Annotated in this window: 21 protein-coding genes; 13 read left to right on the top strand and 8 right to left on the bottom strand. The window is 65.1% G+C overall.

From position 1 onward, the window contains the following. Positions 1-170 precede the first annotated feature (170 nt). Positions 171-821 (top strand): DsbA family protein, encoded by a 651-nt coding sequence (locus AC1VV3_RS21520; protein WP_431568910.1) that lies wholly within the window; start codon positions 171-173, stop codon positions 819-821. Between the two features lie 66 nt (positions 822-887). Here AC1VV3_RS21520 and AC1VV3_RS21515 read toward each other — a convergent pair whose 3' ends face one another. Continuing rightward, positions 888-1,415, bottom strand: coding sequence for a DUF6438 domain-containing protein (locus tag AC1VV3_RS21515; protein ID WP_431568911.1), 528 nt, complete (start codon positions 1,413-1,415; stop codon positions 888-890). A gap of 275 nt (positions 1,416-1,690) precedes the next feature. Here AC1VV3_RS21515 and AC1VV3_RS21510 point away from each other — a divergent pair, with 275 nt between their 5' ends. Further along, on the top strand, positions 1,691-2,647 hold the full coding sequence (locus AC1VV3_RS21510; protein WP_482962444.1) for a response regulator: 957 nt from the start codon (positions 1,691-1,693) through the stop codon (positions 2,645-2,647). 26 nt (positions 2,648-2,673) lie between these two features. Here the strand turns inward: AC1VV3_RS21510 and AC1VV3_RS21505 are convergent, their stop codons facing one another. Next, positions 2,674-4,785, bottom strand: coding sequence for a DNA/RNA non-specific endonuclease (locus tag AC1VV3_RS21505; protein WP_431568913.1), 2,112 nt, complete (start codon positions 4,783-4,785; stop codon positions 2,674-2,676). Between the two features lie 628 nt (positions 4,786-5,413). On the opposite strand from AC1VV3_RS21505, the gene AC1VV3_RS21500 reads away from it, so the two are divergent. Further along, entirely contained in the window at positions 5,414-5,716 is a 303-nt protein-coding gene (locus AC1VV3_RS21500; RefSeq protein WP_132267896.1) for a hypothetical protein, read from the top strand. Between the two features lie 92 nt (positions 5,717-5,808). Further along, positions 5,809-6,519: a hypothetical protein gene (locus tag AC1VV3_RS21495; protein ID WP_431568914.1), complete on the top strand. Its 711-nt coding sequence runs from the start codon at positions 5,809-5,811 to the stop codon at positions 6,517-6,519. Positions 6,520-6,675: 156 nt separating this feature from the next. Here the strand turns inward: AC1VV3_RS21495 and AC1VV3_RS21490 are convergent, their stop codons facing one another. Continuing rightward, positions 6,676-7,158, bottom strand: a complete 483-nt coding sequence (locus AC1VV3_RS21490; RefSeq protein WP_132267893.1) for a Ros/MucR family transcriptional regulator — start codon at positions 7,156-7,158, stop codon at positions 6,676-6,678. 252 nt (positions 7,159-7,410) lie between these two features. Between AC1VV3_RS21490 and AC1VV3_RS21485 the strand changes: the two genes are divergently transcribed. The 7 genes from AC1VV3_RS21485 to AC1VV3_RS21455 all read left to right on the top strand — a co-directional run bounded on the left by AC1VV3_RS21485 (position 7,411) and on the right by AC1VV3_RS21455 (position 16,724). Beyond that, positions 7,411-8,109 (top strand): YceI family protein, encoded by a 699-nt coding sequence (locus AC1VV3_RS21485; protein ID WP_482962443.1) that lies wholly within the window; start codon positions 7,411-7,413, stop codon positions 8,107-8,109. Between the two features lie 207 nt (positions 8,110-8,316). Continuing rightward, positions 8,317-10,386, top strand: coding sequence for a putative bifunctional diguanylate cyclase/phosphodiesterase (locus AC1VV3_RS21480; RefSeq protein ID WP_482962442.1), 2,070 nt, complete (start codon positions 8,317-8,319; stop codon positions 10,384-10,386). A 495-nt stretch (positions 10,387-10,881) separates the two neighbouring features. Next, a complete protein-coding gene (locus AC1VV3_RS21475) occupies positions 10,882-13,644 on the top strand; it encodes a putative bifunctional diguanylate cyclase/phosphodiesterase (RefSeq protein ID WP_482962441.1) in 2,763 nt (920 codons plus the stop codon). A 449-nt stretch (positions 13,645-14,093) separates the two neighbouring features. Beyond that, positions 14,094-15,287 carry a winged helix-turn-helix domain-containing protein gene (locus AC1VV3_RS21470; protein ID WP_482962440.1) on the top strand — a complete coding sequence of 398 codons (1,194 nt, stop codon included), beginning with the start codon at positions 14,094-14,096 and terminating at the stop codon, positions 15,285-15,287. Positions 15,288-15,405: 118 nt separating this feature from the next. Next, positions 15,406-16,122, top strand: coding sequence for a Crp/Fnr family transcriptional regulator (locus AC1VV3_RS21465; protein ID WP_482962439.1), 717 nt, complete (start codon positions 15,406-15,408; stop codon positions 16,120-16,122). A 61-nt stretch (positions 16,123-16,183) separates the two neighbouring features. Further along, on the top strand, positions 16,184-16,411 hold the full coding sequence (locus tag AC1VV3_RS21460) for a DUF6894 family protein (protein ID WP_431568920.1): 228 nt from the start codon (positions 16,184-16,186) through the stop codon (positions 16,409-16,411). Between the two features lie 100 nt (positions 16,412-16,511). After that, positions 16,512-16,724 carry a cold-shock protein gene (locus AC1VV3_RS21455; protein ID WP_431568921.1) on the top strand — a complete coding sequence of 71 codons (213 nt, stop codon included), beginning with the start codon at positions 16,512-16,514 and terminating at the stop codon, positions 16,722-16,724. On the opposite strand, the gene AC1VV3_RS21450 is transcribed toward AC1VV3_RS21455, so the two are convergent. Beyond that, positions 16,714-17,103: a response regulator gene (locus tag AC1VV3_RS21450; protein WP_431568922.1), complete on the bottom strand. Its 390-nt coding sequence runs from the start codon at positions 17,101-17,103 to the stop codon at positions 16,714-16,716. The two genes, AC1VV3_RS21455 and AC1VV3_RS21450, sit on opposite strands and share 11 nt — an antisense overlap. Before the next feature lie 292 nt (positions 17,104-17,395). Between AC1VV3_RS21450 and AC1VV3_RS21445 the strand changes: the two genes are divergently transcribed. Beyond that, the gene (locus AC1VV3_RS21445; protein WP_207913027.1) at positions 17,396-18,109 is read left to right on the top strand and encodes a Crp/Fnr family transcriptional regulator; all 714 of its coding nucleotides are present in this window, start codon (positions 17,396-17,398) and stop codon (positions 18,107-18,109) included. Between the two features lie 49 nt (positions 18,110-18,158). Here the strand turns inward: AC1VV3_RS21445 and AC1VV3_RS21440 are convergent, their stop codons facing one another. The 4 genes from AC1VV3_RS21440 to AC1VV3_RS21425 form a co-directional block, all read right to left on the bottom strand. After that, positions 18,159-18,668, bottom strand: coding sequence for a GNAT family N-acetyltransferase (locus tag AC1VV3_RS21440; RefSeq protein WP_482962438.1), 510 nt, complete (start codon positions 18,666-18,668; stop codon positions 18,159-18,161). Next, complete coding sequence (locus AC1VV3_RS21435; RefSeq protein ID WP_134093454.1) at positions 18,665-19,723, bottom strand: LacI family DNA-binding transcriptional regulator; 1,059 nt, start codon at positions 19,721-19,723, stop codon at positions 18,665-18,667. The genes AC1VV3_RS21440 and AC1VV3_RS21435 overlap by 4 nt, the downstream gene beginning before the upstream one ends. A gap of 95 nt (positions 19,724-19,818) precedes the next feature. Then, positions 19,819-20,481 (bottom strand): pentapeptide repeat-containing protein, encoded by a 663-nt coding sequence (locus tag AC1VV3_RS21430; protein ID WP_132267454.1) that lies wholly within the window; start codon positions 20,479-20,481, stop codon positions 19,819-19,821. A gap of 81 nt (positions 20,482-20,562) precedes the next feature. Beyond that, positions 20,563-22,323: a chloride channel protein gene (locus tag AC1VV3_RS21425; RefSeq protein ID WP_482962437.1), complete on the bottom strand. Its 1,761-nt coding sequence runs from the start codon at positions 22,321-22,323 to the stop codon at positions 20,563-20,565. Positions 22,324-22,397: 74 nt separating this feature from the next. Between AC1VV3_RS21425 and AC1VV3_RS21420 the strand changes: the two genes are divergently transcribed. Further along, a complete protein-coding gene (locus AC1VV3_RS21420; RefSeq protein ID WP_431568925.1) occupies positions 22,398-22,835 on the top strand; it encodes a MarR family winged helix-turn-helix transcriptional regulator in 438 nt (145 codons plus the stop codon). The last annotated feature ends 17 nt before the right edge of the window (positions 22,836-22,852 follow it).

The raw sequence follows: 22,852 nt of genomic DNA, 5'->3' as shown, positions 1-22,852 counted from the left end.
CTATTTGGCTGGGTTTGCCAGACACCGCCGGGCCAAACACCGCCGGTCCTTCGGCGCGGGGCGTGCGCGGCACATTCGGGGTGGCATTCCCGCCGCGCACCTGCTTCTAGGGCGGTTTACGATCTAAGGGTCTGGCGCGCCGCGTGCTACCATCGAAGGAACTGGGAATGATGAAATGGCGGGCTCGGGGTCTGACCCGGATCGCAGCAGCATGGATGGCCTGCGCGGCGCTGGCGTTCGGCCTTGGCGCGGTTTCGGTTCAACCCGCCTTCGCCGCGCCGGACGGGCGCGCGGCCCTGCTCAAATCGCTGCAGGACGATCCGGCGATGCCGAGCGTGGCCCCGGCCGGTTACGACGTCACCATCGTCGTCTTCTCCGACTACCAGTGCCCTTATTGCCGCAAGCTCCACGTTTCGCTGAAGCAGTTCCTGCAGCAGGACAAGAAGGTCCGCGTGGTCTATCGCGACTGGCCGATCTTCGGGGCGCCCTCCATCGAGGCGGCCCGCGCGGCACTGGCGTCGCGCTATCAGGGCAAGCACGCCGCCTTCAACGATGCGCTGATGGAAACCAGCGGGCGGCTCGATTCCCAGGCCATCCAGCTTGCCGCCCAGCGAGCCGGGGTCGACCGCACGCGCCTCAATGCCGACCTGGCCGCGCACAAGGCCGATATCGACGCCGCGCTGGCCCGCACCGCCCGGCTGGCCGAGGGCATGGACCTGACCGGAACGCCGGCCATGGTCATCGGCTCCTACCTGCTACCCGGCGCGGCGACGGCCGAAATGCTGGTCAAGGCCGTGGAGATCGCGCGCAAGCCCGCCTGAGCCCCAGCCTGACCTCAGCCGGCCGCGTCGTGGCAGCTGGCTCAGGCTCAGCTGGGCACCCGGCGATCAGCCCCGCGATTCGCCCGGCCGGGTAATCTGCTTTGCCCAGTCCTCGATCCCCAACCGCGCGGGTACCTCTTGCAGCAGGCCGTCCAGCGCCTGACCCGGCCCGCCCCGGCAACCGCGCTGGTGGCGGGCCACGGTCTTGCCGCCACGCGGATCGGTCCAGGTGATGGTATACGTGGACGTGTCGCTGATCGCCGCCTCGCATTCGACGGTGGCCGTCGTTCCGGTCTGCGGACGGTAGGGCGCGAGATCGGCGGCCAGGGCGCGGTAGCTCGCCTCGCCTGCGGCGCGCTGGCGCTCGCCCAGCACCACGGTGTGGCGCATGCCGTTGAACGTGACCGCGCCGGTGGGGGCGATGGCCGCTTCGTAGACCGGGCAGAAGCCGAAGCAGGGGCCGACCGAGATGGCGATGGTTTCCGCCTCGCCTGTCGCTGCGGGGGCTGCGCCGTCCTGCGGCAAAGTCGCGCAGGCGCCCAGCAACACGGCGCTTGCGAGCCCGAGATGATGCCATGCCTTGAAAATCTTCACCGGGTCAGACTCCTTGTTTCATCGCCCGCGAATGCAGCGATCCCGATTGCAAGACGGAGCCGCGCGCACCCGGCCTTGGCGAAGCGTACACTTTTGCGAATAGCCGCCGTTTTACGCGCGACCTTGCGACAAGACTGTAGCGACGAAGATGATCGCAAGATGAATTCTTGCGATTCTTTCGTTGCAGATAACCTAGATTGTCGCCGCGCCTTTCGTTTCTCCTATGTGCCGCCGCGGGGCAACGGGCCCGAAAGTCGCCAGAGAAAAACGGTTACATGACGTTGGATGCGATGTTGGGGAGGGACGATGCCGTCCTGGTCCTCGATCTTGATGAAGACTCCAAATCCCAGTGCCTCGCCGAAGTCCGGCGCCTTGGTTTCAACAGCATTTCCGCCAGCGACGCGCGCGAGGCTCATGCCTTGCTGGAGCGAGGCGAGGCAGGCGTCGCCGTTGTCGACAGCGGCTTTCCCGGCACGGGAGAGCTGTCTTTCGTCGACGCGCTTGCCCGCCAGAATCCCTATGGGCGGGGGCAGGGCAGGGGCGCGCCGAAAGTGATTCTCACCGCGGCGCGGCCGAGCAAGGAACTCGTGCTAACGGCCTTGCGCGCCTCCGTGGTGGACCTGCTGGAAAAGCCCCTCGTGCCCGACAGCCTCGCCCGTGCCCTGCGCCGAGCCATGAAAGGCGCGCCGGGGGGCGGGGCGTCACTGTCCGATCGCCTGCTCGACCTGTCGCGCGATCTCAACCGCGTGGCCGGGCTGATCGAACCGCGCAAGGCGGAGCCGCGTGCTGCACCGGGCACCGCGGCAACCTACCCGGCGCCGATGTCCGGCCTTGCTCTTGAGGAACCGGCTCGGTCGGAATCCCCGCCCATGGCGCTGCCCGAATATCTCCGCGGCCTGCTGCGCGACGCGGCGGTCCGGCGCGCGATCGGCGGCGGAGAGCTGTTCGGCGATCCCGCCTGGGAAATGCTGCTGGACCTGTTGCTGGCCCGGTTCGAGGATCGCAAGGTCTCCGTTACCAGCGCCTGCATTGCATCGGGTGCGCCGATGACGACCGCGCTTCGCCTGGTGCGGCGGCTGGTGGAGCAGGGTGTGCTCGTTCGTTATCCCGATGCGCTGGATCGGCGGCGGGAGTTTCTGACGCTGCACCCTTCGGTGGCCAAGGCGCTGGTGGACTATGTGCGCGGTGAATGCCCCTCTGGCGCCCTCACGCTTCAATCGCCCTCGCGTTGAAAGTTCGGCGGCAAGGCAATGGCCGATCAGGCGTCCGCGTGCTGGTCAATCTCCGCCAGGGCCGCCAGGTCCAGCCAGCCGCGCAGTTCGCGGGCGATGGCGCTGACCGGCTTCCAGGCCGCCAGCCAGTTGTCGGTGACGTGGAATTCCTGCTCGGTCACGGCGCGGACGTCCTGCTCCAGGATGAAGCCATAGGCCTTGAAGCCGGCATCGTCCCGGACCACGACGATTTTCCAGAACCGGTCCGGGATCTGGATACGCGCGTGGCCGGCCGCGTCCTTGCCGTGAAACCACCGGTCGGCAGCGCCGAAGATCGGGCCGGCGAAGATGCAGGCCGCTTCGGTGTCCTGCCGGGTGACGGCGGCGATCGCGGTTTCTAGATCGCCCCAATTGTCCTGCCCGGCAGCGCCCTGGTTGAAGGCCTTGGTCTGCGGCGAGCAATTGGTGACATGGAACGTGTCGCCATTGGCCATTTGGATTTCGTCGAAGTGCTCGCCCCAGCATACGTCATCGCGGCGGACGATATGGCCCTTGTCGAAGGCGCCGCGGTCTTCGGTGTAAAACACATCCGGCAACTGGTAGCGGGAATCGAGCCGGGGGTCCTCGGCCCAGAGTTCCGCGAAATTGCGGTTCGGCGGCCAGCCGGCTAGGGAAGCGCGGGTCGTCGCCCGGCCGTCGACGATTTTCGCGCGCTTGCGCCAGTCGACATTGGCGGCGGTGTAGAGCCCCAGGCGCCGCTCCTTGTGCATCCAGATGGAGAAATGTCGGTAGCGCAGTTCGGGGTCGTCGCCCTCCAGCAGGGGCGCGAGCACCGCCTTGCCCGCCTCGGAGACGAAGGGCGCGGGCACCGGAACCGCGCCGCCCAGGAAGAGCGGATCGAAACCGGGCCTTTCGCTGAGCCCGTCATGGATCAGCGGCGTGCGCATCTCGTAGGCTTCCGCCTCGATGCCCCCGGATGTTGTGGGCGCGGCCGACGAGATGGAGGCGCTGCCGGTCTCGATCGAGATTCGCAACTTGAGCGGAATGACGATGCTTGTCCCGCCCATCGGAGTCCAGTCCAGCGGCGGGTTGGCTGGCGTTAGGATGGCCGCCTCGACAACATCTCGTGGGCGCCATTCGCTCTCCAGGCGCGGCGCCGCGCCGGGCGCAATGGCGGTCTGCTCGTCGAGAGCCCGGATCGTGCTCGACATCACGTCGCCGCCGCGCATGGCCGCTTCCACGTCGGCCAGGCGTGCCGGCCAGTTCGCGCGCACGCCTTCCAGGAGGCTGCGGCTGATCCGGCTGATGCGGAAGCCGACATTGGCTTCCCAGATCACGTCGCTCTCGCTCAATCCCTCCAGCGTCTCGGCGGTGCCGCCGGTCGCCAGGACATAGCCGCCGCCTTCGCGCCGAATCCGGCCATTGGCATGAAGCGCGACCAGTTGCAGGCTGTCATTGAACACGGGTGAGCCGGACGATCCGTGGGCCGTATCGGCCTTGTACCAGAGGTAGGGCTCATCCTCGGCGGCGCGGATCACCTCGTTTTCGCGCAGGGCGATCTGCATCGGTACGCCGTCCGGATGCTGAAGGAGAGTGACGAAATCGCCCTCCTTGGCCTTGCCGCTTTCGGGGATCATGCGAAGATAGCCGCGCCGGCTGATTTCCGCGCCCGCCAGCGACCGGGGCACCACGGCCACTGCGGCATAGTCGAGATCGGGGTCGCTTACATAGAGCAGGCCCGGGTTCAGGTCGTATTCGTCCGGCTCGCTGGGGCGATTGCCGGAAACGTCGAACCAGTAGTCGAAGCCGATGCGCGAATTCGCAACCGATGCGGTATCCGGAAAGACGTGGTGGTTGGTGAGAATCACGCCGGGCGCGATCAGGAAGCCGGTCGCCCATCCCTGCCGTCCGCCGCCCTGGACCCGGATGCGGCCGACGCAGCGGCGCGCCATCATGCAGCGGTCGAGGAAGTTGACGTCGAGCAGGTCGTTCTGCCCAAGCAGCGCCTCCTGTTCGAGCGGCGTCGCGGTCTGGCCGTCGGCGGTGAGAAACCTGAACCGCTTGGCGACCAGACTGGCCGAGGGCGCCCCGGCAGGCACCGGATCGGCGGCCGGCGCTTCCGGCGCGAACTTGGCAAGATCGATGGCACTCAGTTTCATGACGGGCCTTTCGCTGTCATCCTATCGGTGCATGGCTTCGCGAATATTACAGGCCTGTACCCGCCTTGCATTTCCCGTTGCAGCAGAGATCGGGACCCGGCCTACTGCCGAAGTCATGGCTTCTGGTTCGCAGGCGATACTTGGGATGCCGCCTGTCATTCTGCCGCACATCGAGAAGCATCGCAATTCGCCGTCGCGTTCGCGCGCGATAGCCTCGCTGCTTACTGCAACTTCGAGCCGCCTGTCCTGCAAACGACCCTAGAAAAAACCCCAAGGCGGGGCCGGAGCGCAACCTTAACGTGTCCACTTTCGTTCATATCGTGTCCATCCTCGCCCGTTCATACCGCGCCTAACAACGAGGCCCGGAATTGCGGCCCGAGGGAGGAAGTCATGTTTGGAGCCGAGCGCCGCAGCGCTTCGGAGCCCAAGCATGCGTTTACAAAAAATCTGCTAAATACAAGTATTTCCAATGTGTCGGGAACAATTGGTGATGTGGGTTCTTGGGTGTTCAAGTACCTATTGGCATCAATTCAACTGACGCCATGCACATTCGAACAGAATCATATTGTCGAACCGCTGCGCCTGCGCTTGGGAAAATGGGTTGAAACTAACCAATTGGAGAAAATACATGTCGCCGTCTATGACGAAACTTGCCCCCGCTGTCGTAATGCTGGTAGGCGCTCTGGGTCTGGGTGGCTGCGCCACCAAGGGTTTCGTGCGCGAACAGGTCGCGGTTGTTAACCAACGGGTCGACGGTCTCGAAACCAAGCTACAGGCCACCGACACGACGGCACAGCAGGCCCTCTCCGAAGCGCAGGCCGCTTCCGGTCAGGCTCAGCAGAATGGCCAGCGTCTGGACCAGCTGAACGCCCGTGTCGACGGTGTCGAGCAGCAGCTCCAGCAGGCCCAGCGCAAGCGCGCCCGCAACTAAGGTCGCCTTTCGGCCCCGAATGATATAGAATCCTGACGTTCCCGCGTCGGCGCTCTTCTGGCGCCGACCGTTTCCCTGAGTGCTATACGAAAATGATCAATGTTCTCCCGGCGCTTGCTGGATTGGCGCTTCTTGCTGCCGTGCCCGCGGGTGCGGCGCAAAGCGCACCGGCAGAGGCGCCGTCGCACGCGGACGACTCCGACAAACCGGAGGCGCCCGCAGAGGCGAAGGCTGGAAGATCGGATGAGGCCACGCGCGTCGCCGACTGGATCGCCTCGTCGGGGGACAACCGGTCGTTGCCCTATGTCATCGTCGACAAGAAGGCCGCCAGGGCCTATTTGTTCAGCGCAAAGGGCAAGGCACTCAGCGATGCGCCGGTCCTGATCGGCGTAGCCCTTGGTGACGAGGCCACACCCGGCATCGGCACCAAATCCCTTTCCGAAATCGGCCCGGCAGAGCGCACCACGCCTGCCGGCCGCTTCCTGGCGAAGTTCGGATTGGCGGCAGGAAACCACAAGGTTCTCTGGGTCGACTATGCGACTTCCGTGGCGCTCCACACGATCCCCGTAGGAAACCCGAAGGAAAAGCGACGCGAACGGATGTTGTCCAAGACTATCGAGGACAATCGCATCACGTTCGGTTGCATCAATGTTCCCAAGGTCTTCTACAACAAGGGGGTCCAGCCCCTGTTCCAGAAGAAGGGTGGGTACGTATACGTACTACCGGACATCAAGCCGCTGGAAGAGGTCTTCCCTCGCCTGCGGGTCCAGCCCTTCCTGGAGGCTGCTGCGGCCTCGTCCTGAGGCTGCAGGTCCGGGGATTGCCCGGCTAAAACGAAAAAGCCGCTTCGAGCCTTTCGAAGCGGCTTTTTTGTCGTCCGGGATGGAAGGGTTCGGCGCGAAACGGGAAAGGGGACACCCCCGCTTCTGGCCGACCGCCAACCTTTCGTTACTGGCCGGTCATTCGCCTTCGGCGGCGACGACGGCTTTCTTGCGCGGAGCCTTCTTCGGCTTGGCAGGTGCCTTTTCGGCAACCTTTTCCGCCTCTTCCACCTGCGGCTTGCGGCCCAGGCCGATCTTATGTGCCAGTTCCTTGCGGCGCTGGGCATATTCGGGCGCCACCAGCGGATAATCGGCCGGCAGATTCCAGCGGGCACGATAGTCGTCCGGCGAGAGCCCGTGGTCGGTCATGAGATGGCGCTTGAGCATCTTCAGCTTCTCGCCGCACTCCAGGCACGTCACCGTATCCGGCTTGACCGAAGAGCGAACCGAAACGGCCGGCTTGCGCTGTTCCTCGACCGGCTCGGGCGCCTGGCCGAGCTTCGCGAGCGAGCCATATACGGCCTGAATCAGCGACGGCAGGCGGTCTGCCTCCACCGAATTGTTGCTGACATGCGCCGTGATGATATCGGCGGCGAGTTCAAGAAGAGCTTCATTGACCATAGTATCGTGCATACCCGTTTCGTTTGACGCTTCCCCCGACCTGTCTTGAGCACTACAAATGCCTTCGCGCAAGTCTTTCGATATTTGATACGCATCGAATTTTTCCGAATGATACGTTTTGAGACAGCTATTCGCGTCCGGCGTTCTTGTCACACGCCATGAATTGCCACCAAAACAGCCATAAATGGTTTTGACAGGCCGTGGCGTGCGCGGCAGCATCGCACCGAACAACAGACTCACCGGGGAACCTGCATGCGACGCACTCTGGCTCTTTCCGCCGCCTTCGGCCTTACTGCAGTTGCTGCCGCCCTAGCCACGGCGCCGATTCTGGCGCAGGGCGGCGGCTCCAGGACCCAGTCGGCGCAAGCGCCCGCGATGGAAGCTCCCGGCAAGCGCGACTCCAGCCTCGTTCGCGCCGGTACCTACCAGGCCGATCCCGATCACACTCTGGTCGAATGGCAAGTTGGTCACCTCGGCTTCTCGCCTTATTTCGGACTGTTCGGCGACATTACCGGCACTTTGCAGATCGATCCCAAGGCGCCAGAAAAGGCCAGCGTCTCGGTGACGATACCTGTCGCGAAAGTGACGACGGCCAGTGCCGGCCTTACGGCGCATCTCCTGGCCAAGCCCAAGGAAGCCGGCGGAAAGGCAGACTTTTTCGGGCCCACGCCTACTGACGCAACGTTCGTCTCCACTGCCGTGAAGCGCAAGGGCGCGGATGAAGCGGACGTGATGGGCAACCTCACACTGAACGGCATAACTCGCCCGGTCACACTGGCGGCGCGCTTCTACGGCGCAGGTTCGATGCCGCCGCAGATGGGCGGCGGCGATAACGTCGGGTTCGAGGCCACGACCAAAATCAAGCGCAGCGATTTCGGCCTGGGATTCGGCGTGCCGATGGTATCGGACGAAGTGCAACTGAAGATCGCGGCTGCCTTCACGCATAAATAGCCGGAACTTTACGGCAAGATGCCGAACTGATCGCCGAATGTCCCGCCAGAGGCAAATATCCGGGTGGGCGACAGAGCAATTATTACAGAATAATGACGCTTACGGAAATTAAATCTCTGACAAGATTAGTTTTTGTTAGGCATTAGGGCGTAGCCGCACCAGACGAACGGCAGCGGATCGGGGCAGATCCGCGCAAAATTCGGGTGCATGATGTCTAATACGAATTCGGGATTCGCGCGTTTCTTCGCATCGCTGGAAACGAGGCTGGTTGGCGCACTTTGCCTGATCGCGGCGCTGAGCGCGCTCTTGCAGGTCGTCACGCAGCGGGAAGCCATTGCGCTTCGCAAGGAAAGCGACGGTCTTATCGCGGTATCCGCACTCGCCGAAAACGCGGACCAGTTCGCCGAGGCGGTCGGCAAGCTGCGCATGGCGACCAATCGCGGGCTGGTAGCCAGCAATGCCACCAGCACCAGCGACGAGCTTACCGATTCTGCCATCGCCATCGGCGACCAACTCGCCAAGCTGCGCAGCAGCGGTGCAGCGCTGTCCGACCTCCCGGAGGCATCGAACCCCTTCGCCGACCTCGATCGGCACGTCTCCGCGATCCTTGAGGTCCAGGCTGGCGGAGCCGGCGGAAAGCATCTGATCGCCCGGATCGAAAGCCGCAACAATTCCATGGGCCGCTTGGCCGATGCGCTCGTGCTGCGCATTCATGCCAATCGGGAGGCGGCGCAGAAGCGGTTGATCGCCTCGATCGAACGCTGGCAGATGCTCGTATTCGGCACTGGGCTGGTAACCATTCTTGTGGTTTTGCTCGTGCTCTTCGACATCCTGCGCAACATTTTGCCCGCGATCCGCCGCATGCACGGCTATCTTCAAGGCCTCGCGGATGGCGACCTCGATCCGGAGATCGGCGCGTTCAAGCTGAAGGAACTCAAGGCTCTGTCCGGCCCGCTGGAAACTTTCCGCAAGAATGCCAAGGCCGTGAAGAACCTGGCGTTCAGCGACGCGGCGACCGGCCTGCCCAACCGCCGCGCGTTTCAGGAAGACGTCGGCCGGCTGCTCGCAGCCGGAGAAGACCGCCGCTTCGCCTGCATGCTGATCGATATCGATCGCTTCAAGCATATCAACGACGATTACGGTCACGCTGCCGGAGACGAGCTGGTGCGCCTGATCGGGCTGCGCATGAAGGCGATCCTCGGCCCGGACGGCATCATCGCGCGGGTGGGCGGGGACGAATTCGCCCTCTGCCTGCCGCTGCAACCCGAGCGTGACGGCCTGGACCTCGCCAACCGACTGGTCGAGGCCGCGCGGGAGCCGTTCAGTCTGGGCGAATATGCGGTGGCCATCACCGCTTCGCTGGGCGTGGTCGATATTGCGGGCGCGCAGGAAGTCGAGATCGACGAAACGCTGCGCAATGCCGATATGGCGCTTTACGCCTCCAAGAAAAACGGCCGCAACTGCGCGACGGCGTTTTCGCCCTCGATGGCCGAAGAGCGGGCGGTCGATCGGGCCCTGGAGAAGGACCTGGAGTCCGCGTTCGAGAAACAGCAGCTTCGCATGGTCTATCAGCCGATCCACTCGGTTCATGGCAATACCCGCGAAGTCGAGGCGCTGGTCCGCTGGCGCCATCCGGAACTGGGCGACGTGCCCCCGTCCACGTTCATCCCCGCCGCGGAGCGCAGCGGCTTGATGGTGCGGCTGGGCGAATGGATCATCCAGCGCGCGCTGAACGACTTTGCGCGGTGGCCCGACATGGACATGAGCATCAACCTATCGCCCCTGCAATTGCAGCACGACGGGTTCAGCGCCTTCCTGGTCGACTGCTGCGCGCGTTATGGCGTCGATCCGCGCCGCCTGTTCCTGGAAGTGACGGAATCGCTGTCGATAGAGCGCAATACCCGTGCCCTGCTGACGCTCAACATGCTACGCAACCTGGGCTTCCGCATCGCGCTCGACGATTTCGGCACGGGCTATTCGTCGCTGTCGATGGTCAAGAGCTTCAAGTTCGACCGCATGAAGCTGGACCGCAGCCTGGTGATGGACCTGGGGCAGGACCCGGCCTCGGTCGCGGTTCTGGAGGCTGCCGTCACCATGGCGCGCCATGTCGGGGCCGAAGTCGTCGCGGAAGGGATCAGCGATGCCCATCTGATCGGCGCGACCAAGAGCGCGGGCTGCACGCATCTGCAGGGCTACTTCTACAGCCGCTGGATCGAGGCAGACGATGTGTCCGGCTACTTCGAAAGCAGCGGCGAGCGGACGGCCGAATTGGCCTGAGGCAAAGCGAGACGTTCCCGGCGGCGCCGCTCGCTGTCGCTGACCGGGAGCGTCTGCGAAGACGCGTAGACGCGCGAGACGGAAGCTCCGCGCGCCTGATAGAAGGCGCGGCGGCGGTTTCTTGCCTGCCGAACGCATCGACCGAAGTTCCGGACCGGTTCGGCTCGCCTGGGCGGCAAGACCGGGGGAGCCAACATGCACGGCCTGCCCCTGGCGCCGAGCGCTGCAGCATCACGCCCATAAGCCGCGCCGGCCGCGCCGCTTCCTCTTCGCCGGTGGCATGGACGTCCGAACCCGCCAATCGCTGCGTTCCGGGGCAAATATTGTGCCATTCACGAGCGCGCCGCAGTGGTAATGCCTTAATATATCGACCTAAAGTCCGGGATGGCACTTTGCGTACGCAAAATCTGTGCGGAAATGGACGCATCTACAGGCGAACAATATTAATTAATCTGTGAGAACGTATTCCCGGAACGCCATGCTATAAATTCGAGGGTGAAAATCTTAGAGAGTCTTAGGGAGCCGGAAGGGCAGTCGGAAGCCCTGCTTCGGGAGCAATACCTGAGCCTGCGTCAGCAGATCCCGCTCATGTACTTGCTCATGACGATCAATGCCGCTTTTCTGGCGGCGGTCGCCAGTCGCGACGTTGCACCCATGCTCAGCATCGGCGTGCCGGCCGCGCTTATCCTCGTAACATCCTTGCGCGCCTTGGTCTGGGTCACGCGGCGGCGCAGCGATCCCTCGATTGAAACCATCCGCCGCCGGCTTCGCGGAACGAAGCTGGCCGCCGTGGTGCTAAGCATGCTGTTCGGCGCCTGGGGCCTGTTGCTCTTTGCCCAGGCCGATCCATTGCGCGGCAGTTCCATCGCGCTCTACGTCTTCGTCGGCGCGATCGGGTGTTGTTACTGCCTGCAGGCGCTGCCCTCGGCGGCCAGGCTGGTCTTGCTGTTCGGGGCGGCGCCGGTTACGCTGCGCCTGCTGCTTTCCGGGGACTGGTACCTGGTCGGCACCGGCCTGACTTTCCTGTTGGCCGCCGCGGTGATCTTGCGCACCCTGGCCACGAACCGCTCCTCCTTTTCCGAAGTGCTGCGCTCGCGATCCGAGATGAGCGACTTGTTGCACGCGCTTGAACAGAGCCAGGAACACTATCGCTATTCGGTGGATCTCAATCCGCAAATACCATGGACCAGCGATCCCGACGGCTCGATCTGCGACATCGGCATGCGCTGGACGGTGTTGACCGGGATGTCGATCGAGGATGGCATGGGCTCTGGCTGGATCCGCGCCGTTCACCCGGATGACCTGGAGCGCGTCCTCGACCAGTGGCGCGCGGTGCTCGAATCCGAGGACCATCCCATGGCGGATTTGCGCTATCGCCTGCGACGGGCCGACGGTCACTATTGCTGGGTTCGCGCGCGTTCCTATCCTCGCCACGATGCCGCCGGCCGGGTCGTGAAGTGGTACGGCAACCTGGAGGATATCGACGACCAAGTCGCCGCGGAAACTGCGCTGAGGGACAGCGAGGAACGCTACCGGCTGGCCTCGCGCGCAACCAACGACCTTATCTGGGACTGGTGCCATGGCACCGATCATATCGACTGGGCCGACAGTGCCGACAGCATATACGGCCATGTCGAAGCGGCGGAAGGGACCACGGTAGGCTGGTGGCGCCGCCATATTCACCCCGAAGACGTGGCGAGCGTGGATGCCATGACGGCGCAAGTCTATGGGGGCGAATGCGATAGCTGGAGCCACGAATTCCGCTTCCGCTCGGGTGACGGCTCCTATGTGCACTTGCTCTCGCGCGGTTACGTGCTGCGCGGCGAGGACGGGCGGCCGCGCCGTTCCATCGGGGCCTTGCAGGACGTGACCCAGTCCCGCCGCGCCGAAGGGGAACTGCGGCGTGCTGCCTATCACGACGTCCTGACCGATCTGCCCAATCGTGCCTATTTCGCGGTGCAGCTGGAAAAGACGCTGGACCGGGCGCGCGAACATGAAACGCGGGTCGGCGTGGTAGTTTTCGACGTCGACAATTTCAAGGCGATCAACGACAGCCTCGGCCACGGTGCAGGCGATGCCGTCCTGCGGGCCGTGGCCCAACGGCTGTCGGACGGATTGACCGAAGGCGCCTTCGCGGCTCGCCTCGGCGGGGACGAGTTTGCAATCATCCTGCCCGACCTCGACGAGGGCACGCCGGTCCTGATCAAGGACCTGCTGGAAGCGGTCGCGCGGCCCATGACGGTGGACGAGAGCGTCGTGGAAGTGGGCGTCAGCGCAGGCGCGGCCATATGGCCGAACGACGGCGCCAATGCCGAGGCGATCCTCAAGAGCGCGGACCTTGCGCTCTACACCGCCAAGGCCCGGAGCGGAGGCGATGTGGAGAGCTTCCATCCCGAGCTGCGCCATGCCGTGGAGACGCGCAATTCCATGCTGCGAGAGGCGCGCGACGCGCTGGGCGATGAGCGCATCATACCCTTCTACCAGCCCAAGGTCTGCCTGGGCAACGGCGCCATCGTCGGCTTCGAGGCGCTGCTGCGCTGGCATCACCGTGAGCGTGGCTTGCAGCCTCCGGGAACCATCCTGGCCGCTTTCGAGGACAGCGCCCTTTCCACGCAGCTCACCGACCGCATGCTGGACCGGGTGCTGCGCGACATGGCGGACTGGCAGGAGCGAGGCTACGAAACCGGCCGCATCGCCATCAACGGATCGCCGGTGGATTTCCGGCGCGACGACTTTGCCGAACGCATCCTGTCCCGCTTCCACGCCCACGGCCTTCCGCCCACGCTGCTGGAACTGGAAGTGACCGAAAGCGTCTTTCTGGGCCGGATCGCCGATACCGTGGAGCGGGCGCTGCGGACGCTGGCGCAGGAGGGCGTAACGATCGCGCTCGACGATTTCGGCACCGGCTATGCCTCGCTCACGCATCTCCAGCAGTTTCCGGTGGACGTGCTCAAGATCGACCGTTCCTTCGTTTCGCGTCTCGACAGCACTAACAGCGCGGATTTCGCCATCGTCCATGGCATCATCGATATCGCGCAGCGCATGGACATTCGCACGGTGGCGGAAGGCGTGGAGAACGAGGCCCAGTTGGACCGTCTCTGCGAACTGGGCTGCGACATCGCACAAGGATTCCTCTTCGGCCGGGCGCTCGACAGCAGCCGGGTCGGTCCGTTCGTGCAGGGCTGGCCGCAGGCGCGCACGGCCTATTGCTTCCATCCGTCCGAAGCCTCCCGCGCGCGCGTCTCCGGCCAAAGATAGATTCGAAGCTGGACCACGCTTCGCTGCGAATGGCGAAAGCAAAGGATTGCAGGGAAAACCGCCGGTTCTTCAGTTGAGAACGGCGTGCAACAAGCCGCGTATTTGCCGGACCTCCGGCAGTTCGGCGCGCCTCACTCACGAGTCGTCGAATGAGAGGATTGTGCACATTTGCACTCTTCGTCTAGGGGCCCGCTGCGGCTCGGTTGCGCCCCAATGCAGCCCGCCGCCCTCGAGGAAAGGACCGTCACGGCCCCCCGGGCGGTCCTTTTTTCGGCCCCCGTCTTTTCCCGGTTCCGGAGCGTTTCCCTATTGGGTGGAATCGCCCGATGACGCGGCAATCCAAAACCCTAGAGGGGTCGGACTGACGCAGCAGGATCGGATTCCGCTCCAGCTCCGATTTTCACGACATGCCCTTTACGGGGCGGCGCCTTACCGCCTAGCGTGGGTGAGTGACGGATTTGGAGCGCATCGGTTTGCCCCAGGCGCGGCGCATCGCGCTCGCCGCACAGGGTTTTGCAGCAAGGCATCCCGCGCAGCCCGGCCCGGCCCGGTTGCGGCGCGTGCTGGACGGCCTCCACTTGTTCCAGATCGACAGCGCGAACGTGCTCTCACGCGCGCACTATCTTCCGGCTTTCTCGCGGATCGGCGCTTATGGCCGGGCGGACCTCGATCGCCTGGCCTGGGGTATCGGCGCGGGGGCGAAGGTCGGCACGGGACGTGTGCGCGGCCGAAAGCTGTTCGAATACTGGGCGCATGAGGCCTCGCTGCTGCCCTTCGAAACCCATCCGCTCCTGCGCTGGCGCATGGCACAGGCCGATCGCGCCGAGGCGGGCTGGACCCGGATGCGCGACTATGCGCGGGAGCGCCGGCCCGAGGCCATGGCCCTGCTCGACCGCATCCGCCTGGACGGACCGCTCGCCACTTCGGACTTCGAAGCGCACCGGGGACAGTCGGGCTGGTGGGAGTGGAGCGACACCAAGCGCGCGCTCGAATGGCTGTTCTGGGCGGGCCATATCACCACCGCCACGCGGCGCGGCAATTTCGAGCGGGTCTATGACCTGACCGAGCGTGTCATACCCGGCGAGGTGCTTTCGCTTCCCACGCCCGCCGATGCCGATGCGCACCGCGCGCTCATCGAGAAGGCGGCGGCGGCCCACGGCATTGCGACCGGCGCCGAATTGCGAGACTACTTCCGCCTGTCGCCGGACCAGGCGGCGCCCGCCATCCGCGCCTTGGCGGAGGACGGCATTCTGGTCCCCGTCGACATTCCGGGGTGGCGCCATGCCTGGCTGCACCGCGACGCCCGCCGTCCGCGCCGGATCGAGGCCCGCGCTCTGCTGGCGCCCTTCGATCCGCTGATATGGGCGCGCGACCGCACGGAGCGGCTTTTCGGGTTCCACTACCGGATCGAGATCTACGTTCCGGCCGAGAAGCGTCGGCATGGCTACTATGTCCTGCCGTTCCTGCTGGGCGACAGCTTGGTCGCGCGTGTCGATCTCAAGGCCGACCGGCAGGCCAGCCGGCTGATCGTGCAGTCCACCCATTTCGAGCCCGACGCTCCCGGCCATTCAGGGGAGGCGCTGGCGGAGGAACTGGAGCGCATGGCGGGTTGGCTCGGCCTGGCGTCTGTCCAGCGCCCGTGATGCCGGAAGCCGCGGTACCCCCGGCATGAGGCCACGCATTAGGCAGACAGGGGGTGGAAATGGGAATAGGCTGGCCGCCGGCGCCGGGCGATTCCATCCGGCTGGGCGAGGAACGATCTTGAGCAATCCCCTCCTGCGGAAGCTGGAAAGCTTCGTGAAACTTCACGACGGCGACGTGGACCTGCTCAATCGCCTCGTGGCCCGGACGCGGGAGTATCGCACGGGCACCGATCTCATCCGCGAGGGCGACCGGCCGGACGACGTGTTCCTGCTCGTGGAAGGCTGGGCCTATCGCTACAAGATCCTGCCTGACGGCAGCCGCCAGATCATCGCCTACCTCATCCCCGGGGACCTCTGCGACATCCACATCTTCATCCTCAAGGAAATGGATCATGCCATCGGCCTGCTCAGCGATGCGCGGGTGGCCTCCATTTCGCGGGCCGAGATGCAGCAGATCCTGGACGAGCACCCGGCCATCGCGCAGGCACTGTTCTGGTCGACCCTGGTGGACGAGGCGGTGCTGCGCGAATGGCTGGTGAACATGGGGCAGCGCGATGCGTATAGCCGCATCGCCCATTTGTTCTGCGAGATGTGGCTGAGGATGCAGCAGGTGGACCTGGCTTCCGGCAACGAGTTCTTCCTGCCGCTGACCCAGGAGCAGCTGGGCGATACGATCGGGCTGACCAAGGTTCACGTCAACCGGGTGATCCAGCGCATGCGCGGCGAAGGGCTGATCTCCCTGACCGACCGCACGCTGACCATCCATGATGCGCAAAGACTCAGGGAAATCGCCGAGTTCGATCCCAACTATCTCCACATCTACCGGCGGAACTGATCGGCCGGGCACGAAACGCGTCTTCGCGTCGTTCTTTCCATGAGGCGGAAAGTCGACGGCAATGCGCTACTTTTTCAGAGTGACGAACGGTGTCCGCGAACTGGACCTGGCCGGGACGGAGCTTCTCGACGAGGCCATGGCGCGCCGGGAGGCCGTGCGTTTCGCCGGGGAACTGCTGAAGGACGATCCGGCCCTGCTGGACCATGGCCAGTTGCTGGTGTCCGTCCATAACGAGGACCGTTCGGTGGAATTCGTCATCACCGTTCGCCTAGAGGTGAAGGCGATCTGATGCTTCCCCGCGGCGGCAGTGCGGGCATCGTTTATATCATGGATTATAGACGGCCGGCGCGCAGTCGCTACCCCCGGTGGGGGGAGTTGGGGGGGCGATCATGCCGAGTGGGACTGTGGTCTTTTTCAGCGCGGCCAAGGGGTATGGCTTCATTTCGCCCGATGCGGGCGGGCAAGATTGCTTCGTCCACCTTACCGCCGTCCAGGCCTCGCAATTGCCTGAACTGACCAAGGGTCAGCGGCTGCGGTTCGAGGTTCAGGTGGCGCGCAACGGCAAGCAGTCTGCCGTCAACCTGGCCCCGATCACAGAGTGACGGCCTCGCGGCGGCGCCGGAGATTCCGGGTGAATTCGCGCAGGATTTCGGCGCTCCCGGTCGGTTTCTCGCAGCGGGGAATGTCGATGAAGCGGTCCGGGATCTCGCGCGCGTCGCATCCGGTCGAAAACAGGAAAGGCACGGCATCGTGCTGCAGCGTGTCGGCAAGGGGAAACACGGAATCGCCGCGCAAGTTGATGTCCAGGATCGCACCGTCGATGCGGCCGGCGGCCCGCCGCAGCTGCTCGCCCTCGGCCAGGGATGAGGCCGGTCCGATCACCGCGGCGCCTTCGTCCTCCAGGGCGGAGGCCAGTTCGATGGCAATGAGATATTCATCTTCCACGACAAGGACATGGATGTCGGCAAGTTCGGCGGACATGGGCTCTCCAATCGGTCACTTCGAAGCGCGCCGGTGATTTCGCCGATAGCTTCGAATGCACGGCATGCATTGGCAACCGATGGACGCTACTCCTGAAAATCCCCCAATGCTTTGATCTAGGTTATTGACCTGCAAAGTCCTCCTGGCGCGATCAGGGGATCGCGCTCGGCGGGGAGCCGATAAGATTCTGCAGAGTGGTGGGCGCGTCGCTCGGGATTAACGCATGTGAATGTGGCGCCGTTGGGGACCGCGCAAGGAAGGGCATAACCTTCTCTCGGGGACCGGAAATTCATTGACGTTGCACCTTTCCGCTTTTGTCAGGCTCGCCAGTGCTGACCGCGAAATCCTGACCCAAGCGCTGCAACGGCGTGTCCGCATCCTCGAACCCCGCCAGGATATCATCCGCGAAGGCGAGCGGCCGCGTTTCGTCAATGTCATTCTCGAAGGCTGGGCGCAGCGCTACAAGCAGCTTGCGGACGGGCGCCGGCAGATACTTTCGTTCTTCATTGCCGGCGACTTGTGCGATGCCAATGTCTTCATCCTCAAGCAGATGGACCATTCGCTTTCGACGGTGACGCGGGTGAAGCTGGCGGAAATCTCGCAGAACGAGTTTCAGGAAATCATGGAGCGATCGCCTCGCATCGCCCAGGCACTGTGGTGGAACGAGCTGGTCACCGTGGCGATCCAGCGCGAGTGGACCACCAATATCGGGCAGCGCACGGCCTACGAACGCATCGCGCATCTGTTCTGCGAGATGTTCGTGCGCCTGCGCACCACGGGCCGCACCGATGACGACGAATGCGAATTCCCGCTGACCCAGTCAGAGATCGCCGAAGCCACGGGCCTTACCCAGGTCCACGTCAATCGCACGATCCAGGAGATGCGCCGGGACCAGCTGATAGAGCTGCGGAACAAGCGGCTGAAAGTCTTCGATCTCGATCGGCTGATGTCGGTGGCGCTGTTCAACCCGAACTACCTGCACCTCGATCATGAGGGCATTACCTGAGGGGCATAGGGCCTGAAACCGGCGCGGCGGAACCGTCGGCGAGCGGGTGTCAGCCCTCCAGGTCGCGCCGGTAGAACCGGGTGTCCACGGCCATGCGCGGGAAGCCCCCTGGCAAGGTTTCGGGCGGGCAGGGCGAAAACCCGTGCTTTTCGTAGAAGCGGTGAGCGGCCACGAACTTGTCCGTCGTGCCCAGATAGACGCGCCGGATGCCGCGCGCGCCAGCAAGCTCCAGCAGCGCTTCCAGCAGCCGCGCGGCCAGGCCGGTGCCGGAAGCGGCGCCGCGATGGGCGGCGGCCACGAACATCTTGCGAAGCGCGCCCTCATCGCTGCCGATGTCCTTCATCCCGATCGTGCCGACGATGCGGCCCCGGTCCTCGGCGACCAGAAACGCGCCCTTGCCGCTCTGATAGAAGGCGGGGATCGCGTCGAGGTCAGGCTGGTCTTCGGCCGTGATGGCAATGCCGAATTCTTCGCGCTGGATCGGCAGGATCACGTCGATCACCCCTTGCCGGTCGGCGGGAACGAAGGGGCGGATCAGGATGCCGTCCGGCGTGTTCAACGGTCAATCCGGGGCACGGCGTCCGACTGGCGGCGGCGCAGTTCGAAGGGAAGGTGAAGATGCTGTGGCAGCGCGTCCAGTTCGTCCTGCCCCTCGGGCCAGAGCCGGGCGCAGAGCATCTCCATCGCCTTCTGGCTCATTTCCTTGATTGGCTGGCGGATCGTGGTCAGCCGCGGCCAGATCGCGTCGGCCAAGGGCGTATCGTCGAAGCCGCAGATCGAGAGTTCGCCCGGCACGCTGATCTTGTGCTGGTGCGCGATGGTGACGGCGGCGGCGGCCATGTCGTCGTTGCAGGCGAAGATCGCGGTGGGCGGCTCTGCGCGCGCCAGCAGCTGTTCCGCCGCGATCAGGCCGGAGCGGTAGGAGAAGTCTCCGGCGACGATCAGCTCCTCGTCCACCGGGATCTCATGGTCGCGCAGAGCATCCATGTAGCCGTGGCGGCGCCGGGTGCTGCTGCGGTGACGATTGGTGCCTTCCACGAAGGCGATCCGGCGGTGGCCCAGTTCGATGAGGTGGCGGGTCATCTCGTAGGCGGCGCCCCGGTCGTCCGTGGAGACCGAGGCGATGGCTTCGGCCTCCTGGTCCGGCGCCACGGCGACCACCGCGATGCGCGCGGCGGCAAGCCCGGCGAGCAGCTCGTGCCGGTCGCAGAGCGGCGGGGGTAGGATCACCCCGGCAACATGCGCCTCGACGATCTGGGCCACCAGTTCCTCCATCGAGGCGCGCTCGGGGCACTGTTCGACGGTGAGGTGGACGTTGCGGGCCGGTGCCTCGTTAAGCGCGCCGAGCAGCAGTTCGCCCAGATAGGCCGAAGTCGTGGCGCCGCCGTGCAGCAGCGCAATCCGCCGCACGGTGCGGCCCGCGAGCATTCGGGCCGAAGTGTTCGGCACATAGCCAAGTTCGGCCACGGCCCGCGCAACGGCCTCACGCGTTTCGGCGCTGACGCGCGGCTTCCCGTTCAGCGCGCGCGAGGCGGTCATGGCCGAAACCCCCGCGCGTTCCGCTACGTCGTGAAGGGTGGGAGGCTTGGGCCTGCTGGCGTCATGTCTGGACATTGGACTATGCCTTTAGCGCAAGTGTCCCGCAGGTAAACGAAGAAGGCGGGCGCTACGACGAAAGACGCATATCCGTTTGCGCAACGTCGCCCGGATCAGCGCACTTCCAGCCCTAGCTGCGACAGCAGTTCCGCCGCCTGCACGCGGGAGATCACCGCGCCGCGAAACAGGCGGGCATCCCGCAGTTCGATGCCGCCCAGGTCCGCGCCGCGCAAGTCCGCCTGCTCGAACCGGCAGCCGTCGAGACTGGCGTTGCGCAGCGAACAGTCCTCCAGCACGGCCAGGCGGAAGTCGCATTTGCGCAAGTCCGCTTCGGAAAAGTCGATGCGCTGGAGGCGGGCCTTGCGGAACGACATGCCGGGCAGCTTGGCGAAAGACAGCAGGACTTCGGCGAATGTCGCGCCCAGCAGGCCGGCATCGGTCAGGTCGGCCCCGGTCAGCTTGGTGCCTTCCAGCCGCGTGGAAGTCATGCGGGCGCGGCGAAACAGGCCATTGCTGAAATCGCATCCGGTGATCACCGCATCGGCGAGATCGGCCTGCACGAAGGATGCCTCCGCGCCCCGGCAGTTCCGGAAACGCGCGCCGGTCAGGGTGGCGCTGTCGAAACGCACGCGCTTCATCGAGCAGCGCTCGAATGTGATATCGGTCAGGTCGATGCCGGAGAAATCGCCGTCGTCGAGCGTGCATTCGGTCAGGGTCCGAGGGCCTTCGCTGCAGGGCTCCAGCAAAGTCTCGCGCGTGACGGTGGCCTGGTTCATGCGGGCCTTATGGCGCAGCACGCGATATTGGCAAGCGCGCGGGGGACGCGAGGGAGGGCCTCGCCCCGCCTCGCCCCTTGCCTAGCCTGCCCGGGGCTGGCTGCGGTCGCGTTCGAGCGTGCGGTGGTGATGGCGGACCTTGAGCATGTCGTGCCGGGTGAGAATGCCCACGACCTTGCGGGTGGCCGGATCGACGATCGGCACTCGGCCCGAACCCGATTCTACCATGAGATCGGCTATCCGTGCCAGCGGGTCCGTCGGCGCTCCGCTGGGCTGCGAGGCGTCGGACAGGGCTTCTCCCAGCGAGGCGGAGGAAGGGGCTCCGTCCACCCGCCAGCGCAGGATGTCCGAGCGCGAGAGTAGGCCGGAAAGCCGCTCCTGCCCGTCGACCACGGGATAGCTGCGATGCCGCGCGTCGCCGTCGAAGAAGGCCATGGCCTCGGCCACGGTCATCGCCTCGGGCAGGGTCTCGGGCGCGGGGGTCATGACCTGTTCGGCCTGGAGGAAGTCGAGCGGGTCCACGGTATATTCCTGAAGGATGTGGCGGCCGCGCCGGGCGATCTTCTCGGTCAGGATCGAGCGGCGCATCACCAGCACGCTGACGGCATAGGCGCCGGCCGAGGCGGCCAGGGTCAGCGGCAACATCGCGAAATCGCCGGTCAGTTCGGCAGCGAAGAGCGACGCCATCAACGGCGCGCGCATTGCGCCGCTGAGGATGCCCGCCATGCCTGCCAGGGCCCAGAGCGCGCTGCCGCCGGGCAGATAGTGGCCGATCAGGAAGCCGGAGGCGCCGCCCAGCAGGAGCAGGGGGGCCAGCACGCCGCCCGAGGTTCCCGAGCCGAGCGCCACCAGCCAGACGGTCGCCTTCACCAGCAGCAGCGCCACGGCCACGCGGATGGCCAGCGATCCGTCCAGCAGGCCGCGAATGCTCTCGTATCCCGCGCCCAGGACATGGGCATCGATCAGGCCGCCCAGTCCTACGACGAGGCCGCCCAGCGCCGGCCACCACATCCAGTGCAGCGGCAGATGTTCGAACACATCCTCCACCTTGTAGAGTAGCGACGAGAGCAGCGCGGCCATCGCTCCCGTCATGGCGCCCATGACGAGAGCGATGGCCAGCAGCAGCGAGTTCAGATTTACGGCGTGGTGCACCGGGAACAGCGGTCCGGCGTCGATCAGCAGCGGCCGCCAGAGGAAGGACACCAGCACGGCCAGGACCACCGGCACGAAACTGCGCGGCTTCCATTCGAACAGCAGGACCTCGATCGCGAGCAGGATCGCGGCCATGGGCGTGCCGAAGATCGCGGTCATGCCGGCGGCCGCGCCGGCCACCAGCAGCGTCTTGCGCTCGGCCGCGCTGAGATTGAACGATTGCGCAAAAAGCGACCCGATCGCGCCGCCGGTCATGATGATCGGGCCTTCCGCCCCGAACGGTCCGCCGCTGCCGATCGAGATGGCGGAGGACAGCGGCTTGAGCAGGGCGACTTTCAGCGAGAGGCGGCTTTCACCGAACAGGATCGCTTCGATCGCTTCGGGAATGCCGTGGCCGCGGATCTTGTCCGAGCCGAATCGCGCCATGAGCCCCACGATCAGGCTGCCGACCACCGGGATCGCCACCAGCCAGGGGCCCAGCGCATTGTCCGTGATCGCGGCCGGCGCCGCAGAGAAGCGGCCGAACCAGAACAGATTGATGGCTATGGCGATCGACTTGAGCAGCACGCAGGCCCCCAGCGCGCCGCCGCTTCCCACGACCAGGGCGGCCATGGCCAGCATGAGCATGCGGCGGTCTGCGCTGTGATCGGCGAGTGGACGATGGGGCGTCTGGAGAATCGATGAAGACATGGTGTGGCGCACTTATATCGTAGTACGATATTTATCAAGATTGACAGGAGGGCCCCATGGCGCGGACTTGAAGGATGCCTTCACCTCGCGATCCTGCCGCTTCCGAACCTGCCAAGCTGACCGTCGCCGACTATGCGGCGCTGGCGGCCTTCCGCTTCTCTCTTCGCGAGTTCCAGGCCTTCAGCGAAACGCGCGCGGCGGAGTGCGGCCTGACGCCGCAGCAGCACCAGGCCTTGCTGGTCATCCGCGCCGCTGCGCCGGGTACGGCGACGGTGGGACATGTGGCGGAGCGCCTGATCCTGAAGCCCCACAGCGCGACGGGGCTGGTCGACCGCCTGGTCACGCTCGATCTCGTCGTGCGGCGACCTTCGCCCAGCGACAAGCGGCAGGCCCTGCTGGAACTGACACCGCTGGCGCATGGCAAGCTGGAGACCCTCAGCGCGACCCATCGCGAGGAAATCCGCCGCCTGCGGCCACTGCTGGTGGACTTGCTGGAGAAGCTGGAGGGCTAAGGCTCCCTCGGCACCGA

The sequence above is a fragment of the Novosphingobium sp. BL-S-34 genome (genome assembly GCF_056857015.1).
This window is presented reverse-complemented; position numbering and strand designations above follow the sequence as displayed.